Below are 12555 nucleotides of genomic sequence, written 5' to 3'. Positions count from 1 at the left end.
TACTCCTGTATCAACGACTCGCCGCATACCCTGATTATGGAGCTCAATATGCAAGCTTATTTCGACCAACTCGATCGTGTTCGTTACGAAGGCCCGAAAACAACCAATCCTTTAGCATTTCGTCACTACAACCCGGATGAGCTGGTGCTGGGTAAGCGCATGGAAGATCATTTGCGCTTTGCCGCCTGTTACTGGCATACCTTCTGCTGGAACGGAGCCGATATGTTCGGCGTGGGTTCCTTTGACCGTCCATGGCAGCAGCCGGGTGAGGCCATCGAGCTGGCGAAGCGTAAAGCCGATGTCGCCTTTGAATTCTTCCACAAACTGAACGTGCCGTACTACTGCTTCCATGATGTGGATGTGTCGCCGGAAGGCGCCTCACTGAAAGAGTATCTGAACAATTTCGCGCAGATGGTGGATGTGCTGGCGGCTAAACAGCAGCAAAGCGGCGTGAAGCTGCTGTGGGGCACGGCCAACTGTTTTACCAACCCACGCTATGGCGCGGGTGCGGCAACCAATCCTGATCCGGAAGTGTTTAGCTGGGCGGCAACGCAGGTGGTTACCGCAATGAACGCCACGCATCAGCTGGGCGGCGAAAACTATGTGCTGTGGGGCGGTCGTGAAGGCTATGAAACCCTGCTCAACACCGACCTGCGTCAGGAGCGCGAGCAGATTGGCCGCTTTATGCAGATGGTGGTCGACCATAAACACAAAATCGGTTTCCGCGGTACGCTGCTGATCGAACCGAAGCCTCAGGAACCTACGAAGCACCAGTACGACTACGACGTTGCTACCGTGTACGGCTTCCTGAAACAGTTCGGCCTGGAAAAAGAGATCAAAGTTAACATTGAAGCCAACCATGCCACGCTGGCCGGCCACTCTTTCCATCACGAGATCGCGTCTGCTATCGCGCTGGGTATCTTCGGTTCTGTTGATGCTAACCGCGGCGATGCGCAACTGGGTTGGGATACCGACCAGTTCCCGAACAGCGTGGAAGAGAATGCGCTGGTGATGTATGAAATTATCAAAGCGGGTGGTTTCACCACCGGCGGGCTGAACTTCGATGCCAAAGTGCGCCGTCAGAGCACCGACAAATACGACCTGTTCTACGGCCATATTGGCGCAATGGATACCATGGCGCTGGCGCTGAAAGTCGCCGCCCGTATGATTGAAGACGGTGAACTGGATAAACGTGTCGCGAAACGTTATAGCGGCTGGAACAGTGAGCTGGGTCAGCAAATTTTGAAAGGCCAGTTATCGCTTGCGGACGTCGCGAAGTACGCTGAACAACATCAACTGGCGCCGCAGCATCAGAGCGGGCATCAGGAGCTGTTGGAAAACCTGGTTAATCACTACCTGTTCGATAAATAACAGCGAGTAGATAATCACGTAAGCCCGGTAAGCGTCACGCCACCGGGCATTTCTGTTAAAGGAGTCACCGAATGTATATCGGGATTGATCTTGGCACATCGGGTGTGAAAGCCATCCTGTTAAGCGAGCAGGGCGACGTGTTAGCAACGCAGACAGAAAAGCTGCAGGTCTCACGTCCGCATCCGCTATGGTCGGAACAGGATCCGGAGCAGTGGTGGCTGGCAACGGATCGTGCAATCAAAGCGCTAGGTGAACAGCACAGTCTGCGTGACGTAAAAGCCCTCGGCATTGCCGGGCAAATGCACGGCGCGACGTTACTGGACAGTCAGCATCACGTTCTGCGGCCGGCCATTCTCTGGAACGATGGTCGCTGTGCGGAAGAGTGCGCACTCCTTGAAGAGCGAGTACCCACCTCCCGCAGTATTACCGGCAACCTGATGATGCCCGGTTTTACCGCACCAAAGTTACTGTGGTTACACCGCCATGAGCCGGAAATTTTCCGTCAGGTGGCGAAAGTTTTACTGCCAAAAGATTATCTGCGTTTTCGCATGACGGGTGCTTTCGCCAGCGACATGTCTGACGCTGCCGGCACGATGTGGCTCGACGTGGCCAAGCGTGACTGGAGTGAGGCCATGCTCGATGCCTGCCACCTGACTCGCGAACATATGCCAGCGCTCTATGAGGGCAGTGAGATAACGGGTACCTTACAGCCTGCCGTCGCAGAACGCTGGAATATGCCCGCTGTCCCGGTGGTGGCTGGTGGCGGTGACAACGCGGCGGGTGCCGTGGGGGTCGGGATGGTGGAAGCCGGGCAGGCGATGCTTTCGCTGGGAACGTCTGGCGTCTATTTTGCGGTCAGCGATGGTTATCGCAGTAATCCTGAAAGTGCCGTTCACAGTTTCTGCCATGCGCTGCCGGGAAAATGGCATCTGATGTCGGTTATGTTGAGCGCCGCCTCTTGCCTTGACTGGGCCGCGAAACTGACCGGGATGGCTGATGTTCCGGCACTGATTGCTGCTGCACAGCAGGCGGATGAAAGTGCGGGTACCGTCTGGTTTTTACCCTATCTTTCCGGCGAGCGCACGCCGCATAACAACCCGGAAGCGAAAGGGGTGTTCTTTGGGTTAACCCATCAGCATGGCCCGGCGGAACTGGCTCGTGCCGTTCTGGAAGGCGTGGGATATGCCCTGGCGGACGGAATGGACGTGGTGCATGACTGCGGTGTGACGCCGGCGAGTATCACCCTGATTGGCGGTGGTGCGCGTAGCAGCTACTGGCGCCAGATGCTGTCTGATGTCAGCGGACTGCAGCTCGATTTTCGTACCGGTGGTGATGTGGGGCCTGCGCTCGGTGCAGCGCGACTGGCACAGATTGCCATGAACCCGGAAACGCCGCTTTCTCAGCTGTTACCGCAGCTTCAACTGGAACAGGCGCATCTGCCTGATGCGGCACGTCATGCGCGTTATGCGCAAAGACGCGAGGTCTTTCGCAAAATCTACCAACAGCTGCTGCCGCTGATGTCGTAAATACGGTTGTCTGTCAGAGGCACGAGGTTGTCCTTTTTTGGTCTGTGCGGGCCTTCATTTCCTTGCCAGTATGGTGTCATACCCACTGGCGAGGAGATTCAACATGTCACGTACTGCATTAATCAACATCGATACTCAGCAGTCTTTTCATCATCGTCATTACTGGCAGGAGGACGAGATTCCTGCCTTTCAGCAGGCGATGCTGGGGCTGATTGAGGGCTGCCAGGCGCGTGGCATTCCTGTCGTTGATATTTTCCATGTAGATGAAGACGGTCCGTTCACACTGCAAAGCGGCTATGTCAAACCGATGGCCTTTTTACGTCATCAGCCGGACGTGGTCTTCCAGAAACACGTCCATAATGCGTTCACGGATACCGGGCTTGACCGCTGGCTGCGTGAGCGAGACATTAATCAGCTCATCGTGTGCGGTATTCGCACGGAGCAATGCTGTGAAACCACTGCGCGGGTGGCATCCGATCTGGGCTATGCTGTGACCTTCGTTAGCGAGGCAACGCTCACGTTTCCAATGACGCACAAGGGGATAACCCTGAGCGCAGAGGAACTGCGCCATCGTACCGAGACGGTACTGGCCGGGCGGTTTGCCGACATTAAAACGGTTGCGGAGACGCTGGAGTCACTGTAATGAGCATCGACGTCTGGTTTGTGATGTTGCCCGGGGTGCTGTCATTAGACATGACGGGCCCGGCAGAGACCTTTGTGCTGGCAGGGGACGCGTTTCGCCTGCATTACATTGGTCCGCAGGCAGAGGTTCCGACGTCGATTGGTCTGATGATGGGCGGTATTCAGCCGCTGCCGGAAAGCCTGCCTGAGGGCAGTTTGCTGGTGCTGCCGGGGGTAAGCGACTCCCGCTTTCAGTTTTCAACGCCGCAGGCGCAGTTGATTCAGCACTGGTTAATGCGCCTGCAGCCAAAAATTCATCGTCAGGATATCACCGTCATGTGCGTCTGTTCAGGGGCGTTGCTGGCGGCAAAATCGGGCTTGCTGAATCACCGGCAGTGCACAACGCATCATGACGTTATAAGCCGTTTGCGTACGGCGGCTCCGACGGCAATCATCAAAGAAAACCGGATCTTCGTGCAGGATGAGAATATCTGGACCAGCGCCGGCATCACCTCGGGCATCGACCTGGCGCTGCATATGATTAACCGCCTGTGTGGCGCAGAAAAAGCGCTGGCCGTGGCGCGCGAAATGGTGGTCTGGTTTCGTCGCTCCGGGGACGATCCCCAGCTGTCGCCATGGTTACGCTACCGCAATCATCTTCACCCGGCCATTCATCGTGCGCAGGACGCGCTTACCACCGAGCCGCACAAAGCCTGGGCTTTACCCGAGATTGCCGCTCTGGCGCATGTCAGCCCGCGCCATTTAACGCGGCTTTTTCAGACGCATTTAGGGATAAGCGTTCGCGACTATCTGGAGCAGTTGCGTCTGGCGGTGGCTGAACAGTGGCTGTTGCAAGGGCGTGGCGTGGAACAGGCCTCACTGGCCGCGGGGTTTTCCTCCCCGCGCCAGTATCATCGTGCCCGACAGCGCAGCGTTAACTGACGAAGCGGCGGGTGTCGACCTTCTGCAGCAGCATTGACAGCAGCAGGCTCGCCATCAGCGTGACGGTGAAAATCCACAGGATATCCAGCACAGGCCAGCTTTTAAACTCGACCCCTCTCGTTCTCAGGGCGTGGATCACCAGCGCGTGAAAACCGTATATACCGAGCGAGTGCCGGGAGATAACGCTCAGCACCGGAAGAGGGCGTGCGTTCAGGGTGTTTTTGACGAGCGTAAGCAGGGATACGGCACAGATGAAGACCATCGGGCCGCAATACAGGTACCAGGTATCGGCAAAATTGCCGCGCCATTGCAGTTCATGCAGCGTTCCACGCGAAATCACGATCACGCCGATGATAAACAACGCTGCACATAGCCCGTTCATGCCGCGTTTTTGGGTGTCCATCATCCCGATAGCTCGCCCCAGCATGCCGTAGAGCACGTAGTAAAAGGTATCGCCGTTGATATAGAGATTGACCGGTAACCATTCAAAACCATCAATTTTCTGCGAGACCGTATTCGGGTTAGCTATGATGCCAATGACCACCATCAGCGCCAGCAGCATTTTCCCGCTCACGGTTTTCACCTGAATCAGTGGGGAAACCAGATAGATAACGATAATGGCGAAGAAAAACCACAGATGGTAGAAGACGGGTTTTTGCAGAAGGTATTTGAGAGATAGCCCGGCGTTAATCGAGGTGAACAGGGTGATATAGAGCAAGGCCACGGCGCTGTAGAAGCCCAGGCAGGCGGCGATACGGATAAAATGCCGCGGTTGCGCGCTACGCTCGCCAAAAAAGAGAAAGCCGGAAATCATAAAGAACAACGGCACACTGACCCGCGACGCGGAGTTAAGAATATTGGCTATATCCCAGTTAACAGGGCTGATACTGTGCGCATTGGTGACATACCAGGTCGTCGTGTGGATCATGACCACCATCAGACACGCTATTCCTCGCAGATTATCAATCCAGCTAATTTTTGACGACATCAGTTCCTCATCATCCCTTGTAAATTCAGTGTGACTGCGATTGTATTGAAGCCTCTCTCTGGAAAATTCTGAGTTTTATTGAGCAGCCTTGTTTGAAAGCCGCGAGGTTCGCAGAATGCCAGGGCATAATCTATAAAAGCTTTGCTACTAAAAATAACAGCCACTGAACAGGGCGGTAATAAAAATGATGATGAAGCGTGCGGCGTCACTCTTTCTGCTGTTTATCGTGGCAGGATGCAGTACGCCACCCCCTGCACCCGTGCAAAAAGCACAGCAGGGAAAAATCAGCCCGGAACGCTCCCTGAATATGGAGCAGTTCTGTAAGGATCAGGCTGCGCGCCGCTATAACTCGGATGCGCAGAACATTGATGTCACCGGATTTGAGCGATTCCAGGGGAGTTATGAGCTGAAAGGCCATACGTCCCGTAAAGAGGGCTTTGTCTGTTCGTTTGACGCAGACGGTCAGTTTTTACATCTCTCCATGCGCTAAGCCGCTCGCATAATCAACAGCCAGACGCCGGCAGCTGCCTGGCGTGGTGGCTTATTTCCCCAATTTTCCCTAAACAAACCCGTTTCGTACTGTATATCTTGCAGGCAGCGGGTATACTGGTCCCTTCCATTTAAAACCACACGTATCCAGCACGACATACTATGCAAAAGTTTGATACCAAGACCTTCCAGGGCCTGATCCTGACCTTACAGGATTACTGGGCTCGTCAGGGCTGTACCATTGTTCAACCTTTGGACATGGAAGTAGGCGCAGGCACTTCACACCCAATGACCAGCTTACGCGCGTTGGGGCCGGAGCCAATGGCGACTGCTTATGTGCAACCTTCACGTCGTCCGACTGATGGCCGTTACGGCGAAAACCCGAACCGTCTGCAGCATTACTATCAGTTCCAGGTGGTGATTAAGCCATCGCCAGACAACATTCAGGAACTGTACCTCGGGTCACTGAAAGAGCTGGGTATGGATCCAACCATTCACGATATCCGTTTTGTGGAAGATAACTGGGAGAACCCAACGCTGGGTGCCTGGGGTCTGGGTTGGGAAGTGTGGCTGAACGGTATGGAAGTGACGCAGTTCACTTACTTCCAGCAGGTTGGCGGTCTGGAATGTAAACCGATTACCGGCGAAATCACCTACGGTCTGGAACGTCTGGCCATGTATATTCAGGGCGTAGACAGCGTTTACGACCTGGTCTGGAGCGACGGCCCGCTGGGTAAAACCACCTACGGCGACGTGTTCCATCAGAACGAAGTGGAGCAATCCACTTATAACTTCGAATACGCGGATGTGGACTTCCTGTTCACCTGCTTCGAGCAGTACGAGAAAGAAGCGCAGCAGTTGCTGGCGCTGGAGTCTCCGCTGCCGCTGCCTGCTTACGAGCGTATTCTGAAGGCCGCCCACAGCTTCAACCTGCTGGACGCCCGCAAAGCCATCTCCGTGACTGAACGTCAGCGCTACATTCTGCGTATTCGTACCCTGACCAAAGCCGTTGCAGAAGCGTACTATGCGTCCCGTGAAGCCCTAGGCTTCCCGATGTGCAACCGAAACAAATAAGAGGCGGCCATGTCTGAGAAAACTTTCCTGGTGGAAATTGGCACCGAAGAGCTGCCACCAAAAGCCCTGCGCAGCCTGGCTGAATCTTTTGCTGCGAACGTGACTGCTGAGCTGGATAACGCTGGCCTGGCACACGGTAAAATTGAATGGTTTGCTGCTCCGCGTCGTCTGGCGCTGAAAGTGGCGAACCTGGCGGCGTCTCAGCCGGATCGTGAAGTTGAAAAACGTGGTCCGGCGATTGCTCAGGCGTTTGATGCTGAAGGCAAGCCAAGCAAAGCGGCTGAAGGCTGGGCGCGTGGTTGTGGTATCACCGTCGATCAGGCTGAGCGTCTGACCACCGATAAAGGCGAGTGGCTGCTGTACCGTGCACATGTGAAAGGTGAAAGTGCGCAAGCGCTGCTGCCTGACATGATTGCCACATCGCTGGCCAGGCTACCGATTCCAAAACTGATGCGCTGGGGCGCAAGCGACGTGCACTTCGTGCGTCCTGTGCACACCGTGACGCTGCTGCTGGGCGATACCGTTATTCCGGCTACCATCCTGGGTGTGGCGTCCGATCGCGTGATCCGTGGGCACCGCTTCATGGGCGAGCCTGAGTTCACCATCGACAATGCTGACCAGTATCCGCAGATCCTGCTGGAGCGCGGTAAAGTTATTGCTGACTACGAACAGCGTAAAGCCAAAATCAAGGCGGATGCGGAAGACGCGGCGCGTAAGATTGGCGGTAAAGCGGATCTGAGCGACAGCCTGCTGGAAGAAGTGACCTCTCTGGTTGAATGGCCAGTGGTACTGACCGCGAAGTTCGAAGAGAAATTCCTGGCCGTGCCGGCTGAAGCGCTGGTGTACACCATGAAGGGTGACCAGAAGTACTTCCCGGTTTACGCCAACGACGGCAAGCTGCTGCCAAACTTCATCTTCGTGGCGAACATTGAATCAAAAGATCCGATCCAGATTATCTCCGGTAACGAGAAAGTGGTGCGTCCACGTCTGGCGGATGCCGAGTTCTTCTTCAACACCGACCGTAAAAAGCGTCTGGAAGATCACCTGCCACGTCTGCAGACCGTGCTGTTCCAGCAACAGCTGGGTACGTTGCGCGACAAGACTGACCGTATTGCGGAGCTGTCTGGCTGGATCGCACGTGAAATCGGTGCGGATGTGAACCACGCAACGCGCGCGGGTTTACTGTCCAAGTGTGACCTGATGACCAATATGGTGTTCGAATTTACTGACACCCAGGGTGTGATGGGGATGCACTACGCGCGTCACGACGGTGAAGCGGAAGATGTGGCCGTGGCCCTGAACGAGCAGTATCAGCCGCGTTTCGCGGGTGACGCGCTGCCGTCTAATCCGGTGGCCTGTGCGGTCGCGATTGCTGATAAGATGGACACCCTTGCAGGTATCTTTGGCATCGGCCAGCATCCAAAAGGCGACAAAGACCCGTTTGCGCTGCGTCGTGCTGCCCTGGGCGTGCTGCGTATCATCGTTGAAAAGAACCTGAACCTGGATCTGCAGACCCTGACTGAAGAAGCGGTACGTCTGTACGGTGATAAGCTGACCAACGCCAACGTGGTCGATGATGTGATCGACTTTATGCTTGGTCGCTTCCGTGCGTGGTATCAGGACGAAGGTTACACCGTCGATACCATTCAGGCGGTACTGGCACGTCGTCCAACCCGTCCGGCAGATTTCGATGCGCGTATGAAAGCGGTTTCCCACTTCCGTACGCTGGAAGCGGCATCTGCACTGGCCGCGGCTAACAAGCGTGTCTCTAACATTCTGGCGAAATCCGACGAAACGCTGAACGAGCGTGTGAACGCTGCGACGCTGAAAGAGCCAGAAGAGATCGCCCTGGCGATGCAGGTTGTGGTACTGCGTGACAAGCTGGAGCCGTATTTCGCCGAAGGCCGCTACCAGGAAGCCCTGGTGGAGCTGGCGGAACTGCGTGATGTCATCGATGCCTTCTTCGAGAAAGTGATGGTGAACGTGGAAGATAAAGAGCTGCGTATCAACCGTCTCTCTATGCTCGAAAAACTGCGTGAGCTGTTCCTGCGCGTGGCGGATATTTCGCTGCTGCAGTAACGTGCATGTGCCCGGTGACGGGCCAGCAGTTGAGAAAAACCCGCTTCGGCGGGTTTTTTTATGTCTCGTTTTTTTGTGGACCAGCTAAGCGCAGTGCAATCGCCTAAAAATTCACCTTGAAATGGTCAGCAAATTACCGTTATCCTGTTTCTCGTTATATTTCTCCCTCAGGAGCGCATCCCGAAAATGAACAAACACGACTGATGAATTTCGATCCTTGCTAAACGCGACCGCGTCGGCAGGGGATGTTTTGATTTCATTCAGGAGTGCTTATGGCTCATTTTGCGCAATCCCCTTCTTTTATTTTGCATCAGGTGACCTGTCAGTTTGCGACGGGCGATACCCTTTTTGGTCCGCTGAATCTTTCTCTGGCGCCGTCACTGTGCGCGCTGGTTGGCCGCAACGGCAGCGGTAAAACACGTCTGCTACGTTTGCTGGCAGGGTGTGATGAACCTGCCAGCGGTCATATCGAACGTTTTGCAACGCACGCTTATGTGGCACAACAGCCCGATATCTCCCCGCGAACCACGCTTGCTGAGCTGCTGGGGTATGAGGCGATTTTTGCGGCGCGTAAGCGCATCGACAGCGGTGACTACCAGCCCGATGATTTGGCGTTACTCGACGGACACTGGGATGTAGCAGAACGTCTGAGCGAGGCGTTTTTCCACGCAAAACTTCCACCATTTGACCCGGATAAATCAGCCATGGAACTCAGCGGCGGCGAGCGCATTCGCGCGTTGCTCTGTGGCGCGTTTACGGCTGATGCGGATTATCTGCTGCTGGACGAACCCACCAACCATCTCGACCGGCAGGGACGTGAGTGGTTCTACGACCAGCTCGCCCGTTATCAGGGGGGCGTGCTGGTGGCCTCCCACGACCGTGAACTGTTGGCGAAGGTACCGCGTATTCTTGAACTGAGCGCCTCGGGTCTTCGCCACTACGGTGGCAGTTACGACGACTATACGCATCAGCGGGACGCCGAACAGCAGGCAGCCCGTGCGGCACTGGAACATGCGGCAACAGAACGCAAACGCACCCGCGCGCGGATGCAAAAAGAGCATGACGAAAGCCAGCGGCGTTCGGCGAAGACGTTACGTACGGTCGATAACCTTAATATCGCCTCGTTCGAGCGGGTCAGATACAAAATAGCCGCCAAAGAGCGCATTGGCGCCTGGAAAAAACAGCATGGCGATCAACATGAAGCGCTGAATGCCGCGGTGAACAAGGCCCGGGAGCGAGTTGAAGAGGAGAATCCGGTGATGTTCACGTTGCCTGGAAGCCAGATTGCTGAGGGGAAACAGGTGCTGGTGATGGAGGGGCTGGTGCTGCCACACGTCACTCTCCCGCCGACCAACTGGCGAATGGACGGACCGATGCGCGTGGCGCTAAAAGGACCAAACGGCTGCGGTAAATCGACGCTTTTAAAAGCCATTCTCGGCGAAGTGGCTCCGCTCTCAGGAACGTGTAAGGTATCGGTAAACTGCGCTTATCTCGATCAACATCTGTCGCAACTCGATCTTTCGCAGTCGGTGATGGCGCATCTCAATCTGAGTCATACACCTCTGGAAGAGGGTGTGCTGCGAACCCGTTTAGCGCAGCTTCAGTTGGGCGCTGACAAAGTGGCGCTTCCGCTGGCTGAGCTGAGCGGCGGGGAACGTCTCAAGGCTGCTCTGGCCTGTGTCTTGTGGCGTGAAGACGCTACGCAGCTTTTACTGCTGGATGAACCGACCAACCATCTGGATCTGGCCTCGGTCGAGGCGATTGAAGCCGCACTGGCCGGTTTCCCCGGGGCATTGCTGGTGGTTTCTCACGATGAGGCTTTTTTGCGGGGGTTAGCATTGACGCATGAACTGGTCTGGGAAGAGGCGGGTTGGCGGTGTGCCCCCCTTTAAAACACAAGCCCCCGCAAAGGCGGGGGCGGTAACTCACTTTACTGCATCATGCTATATGCTTGCTGAGTGCAGGGTTGGCCTGAATCAGGCGCATCAGCTTTAGCTCGGTTGGAGTGGGTTTTTCGCGTTTTGACTCCCACTCCTGCACCATAGCCACGCTGACACCCATCGCTCTGGCGAATTCTTCAGTTTTTAATCCAGTCCCTTTGCGCAATTGCTCATATTCTTTAAAGGGATTGGATCTTTGTTGCAGGGTTAACGTCTGCGGTACATCTTTAAAAATAATCTGTTCCAGGCTGCTCAGCAGCTCAAGCTCAGGATCTTTATATTCCATTGAGGACTCCTCTTAAATCACATACCGGGATCAAGAACATCAGAGAGCCTGTTAAGAATAGTCCCTAATACAAACGACGGATCGTCACGGATGTGATTAATCGTGCGGTAACGATCGCTTTATGCGTTTCAGCCGTTGCCAGGGTGAGACTAATTACCTGATTACGCTTATGTCGGCTTCGCCAGGTATTTTTTTGTAAATAGTAAGAAATAAAACGGCAATAGCCGTTTTGCATGAAAAGAGTATCTTGCAGGGCTGACCTGGACTATCCTTGTCAGCGTCGGGCACGCATGTGCCGGTGTGCGCTTTTTTGGGTGAAAGGAGTAATGAAATGGCGACAGGAAAGTCCTGCTCTCGCTGGTTTGCGCCTATTGCGGCGTTGTTGATGGTTGTTAGCCTGAGTGGGTGTTTTGATAAAGAAGGCGATCAGCGCAAAGCGTTTATCGATTTTCTACAGAATACGGTGATGCGCAGCGGTGAACGGTTGCCGACGCTGACTGCGGATCAGAAAAAACAGTTTGGCCCCTTCGTGTCTGATTACGCCATTCTTTATGGTTATTCACAGCAGGTGAGCCAGGCGATGGATTCCGGTATCCGTCCGGTTGTGGATAGCGTGAACGCTATTCGCGTCCCGCAGGATTACATGACGCAACGTGAACCGCTGCGCCAGTCCAACGGTGCGCTCGGCGTGCTGAGCCAACAGCTGCAGAATGCGAAAATGCAGGCGGACGCGTCACGTTCCGCGCTGAAGCAGGGCGACGATCTCAAACCGGTCTTCGACAAAGTGTATGAGAAAGTGGTGTCGAAACCTTCTGAAGCGATGCAACCGCTGATCCCGGCCGCGCAAATTTTCACGCAGCAGCTGGTTCAGGTGGGGGACTTCATCTCCCAGCAGGGCACTCAGGTGAGCTTTGTGGCCAACGGTATTCAGTTCCCGACCTCGCAGCAGGCAAGCCAGTATAATGCGCTGATTGGGCCACTGGCCTCCCAGCACCAGGCCTTTAGTCAGGCGTGGAGTGCAGCGGTCGCTGCCACAGAATAAATCGGAAAACCCCGCCTCAGGCGGGGTTTTTTATTCCGGGCGAAAATAACGCTTGTTATTCTTCTACCACATCGGTATAACTATACAGGTCGGTTTGTTACACAGACCTAAAGCAGTTTAGTAAAGCAGTCCAGATTGTTATCCATAGATACCCTTCGTAGTGACCCTTCCTTCATCGCTTAAAAATCTGTAACACA

At 54.9% G+C, this 12555-nt stretch carries 11 protein-coding genes; 9 read left to right on the top strand and 2 right to left on the bottom strand.

Going from position 1 to position 12555, the window contains the following annotated elements; all coding sequences use genetic code 11:
* Positions 1–48: 48 nt before the first annotated feature.
* From xylA to F8561_RS04640, 4 genes are all read left to right on the top strand, one after another.
* On the top strand, positions 49–1371 hold the full coding sequence (gene xylA / locus F8561_RS04655; RefSeq protein ID WP_086462926.1) for a xylose isomerase: 1323 nt from the start codon (positions 49–51) through the stop codon (positions 1369–1371).
* Positions 1372–1442: 71 nt separating this feature from the next.
* The gene (gene xylB / locus F8561_RS04650; protein WP_149376841.1) at positions 1443–2897 is read left to right on the top strand and encodes a xylulokinase; all 1455 of its coding nucleotides are present in this window, start codon (positions 1443–1445) and stop codon (positions 2895–2897) included.
* Between the two features lie 103 nt (positions 2898–3000).
* On the top strand, positions 3001–3540 hold the full coding sequence (locus tag F8561_RS04645) for an isochorismatase family protein (RefSeq protein WP_020882645.1): 540 nt from the start codon (positions 3001–3003) through the stop codon (positions 3538–3540).
* On the top strand, positions 3540–4460 hold the full coding sequence (locus F8561_RS04640; RefSeq protein WP_063925755.1) for a GlxA family transcriptional regulator: 921 nt from the start codon (positions 3540–3542) through the stop codon (positions 4458–4460). Before F8561_RS04645 ends, F8561_RS04640 begins: the two co-directional genes overlap by 1 nt.
* Here the strand turns inward: F8561_RS04640 and F8561_RS04635 are convergent.
* The gene (locus tag F8561_RS04635) at positions 4453–5448 is read right to left on the bottom strand and encodes an acyltransferase (RefSeq protein ID WP_020882643.1); all 996 of its coding nucleotides are present in this window, start codon (positions 5446–5448) and stop codon (positions 4453–4455) included. The two genes, F8561_RS04640 and F8561_RS04635, sit on opposite strands and share 8 nt — an antisense overlap.
* A gap of 184 nt (positions 5449–5632) precedes the next feature.
* Between F8561_RS04635 and F8561_RS04630 the strand changes: the two genes are divergently transcribed.
* The 4 genes from F8561_RS04630 (at position 5633) to F8561_RS04615 (ending at position 10982) form a co-directional block, all read left to right on the top strand.
* Positions 5633–5938, top strand: a complete 306-nt coding sequence (locus F8561_RS04630) for a YsaB family lipoprotein (protein ID WP_151887192.1) — start codon at positions 5633–5635, stop codon at positions 5936–5938.
* Positions 5939–6099: 161 nt separating this feature from the next.
* Positions 6100–7011, top strand: coding sequence for a glycine--tRNA ligase subunit alpha (gene glyQ, locus F8561_RS04625; protein WP_014168125.1), 912 nt, complete (start codon positions 6100–6102; stop codon positions 7009–7011).
* A 9-nt stretch (positions 7012–7020) separates the two neighbouring features.
* Positions 7021–9090: a glycine--tRNA ligase subunit beta gene (glyS, locus tag F8561_RS04620; RefSeq protein ID WP_014168126.1), complete on the top strand. Its 2070-nt coding sequence runs from the start codon at positions 7021–7023 to the stop codon at positions 9088–9090.
* 272 nt (positions 9091–9362) lie between these two features.
* Entirely contained in the window at positions 9363–10982 is a 1620-nt protein-coding gene (locus F8561_RS04615) for an ABC-F family ATP-binding cassette domain-containing protein (protein ID WP_151887191.1), read from the top strand.
* 46 nt (positions 10983–11028) lie between these two features.
* Here the strand turns inward: F8561_RS04615 and F8561_RS04610 are convergent, their stop codons facing one another.
* On the bottom strand, positions 11029–11316 hold the full coding sequence (locus F8561_RS04610; protein WP_014168128.1) for an HTH-type transcriptional regulator: 288 nt from the start codon (positions 11314–11316) through the stop codon (positions 11029–11031).
* 331 nt (positions 11317–11647) lie between these two features.
* Between F8561_RS04610 and F8561_RS04605 the strand changes: the two genes are divergently transcribed.
* On the top strand, positions 11648–12358 hold the full coding sequence (locus tag F8561_RS04605; RefSeq protein WP_020882641.1) for a DUF3053 domain-containing protein: 711 nt from the start codon (positions 11648–11650) through the stop codon (positions 12356–12358).
* Positions 12359–12555 lie beyond the last annotated feature (197 nt).

The organism is Enterobacter sp. 198 (assembly GCF_009025585.1).
In the GTDB taxonomy this organism is placed as follows: Bacteria; Pseudomonadota; Gammaproteobacteria; order Enterobacterales; family Enterobacteriaceae; genus Enterobacter; species Enterobacter ludwigii.
Note: the sequence above shows the minus strand (reverse complement) of the source record. Positions and strands in the feature narration are given on the sequence as shown.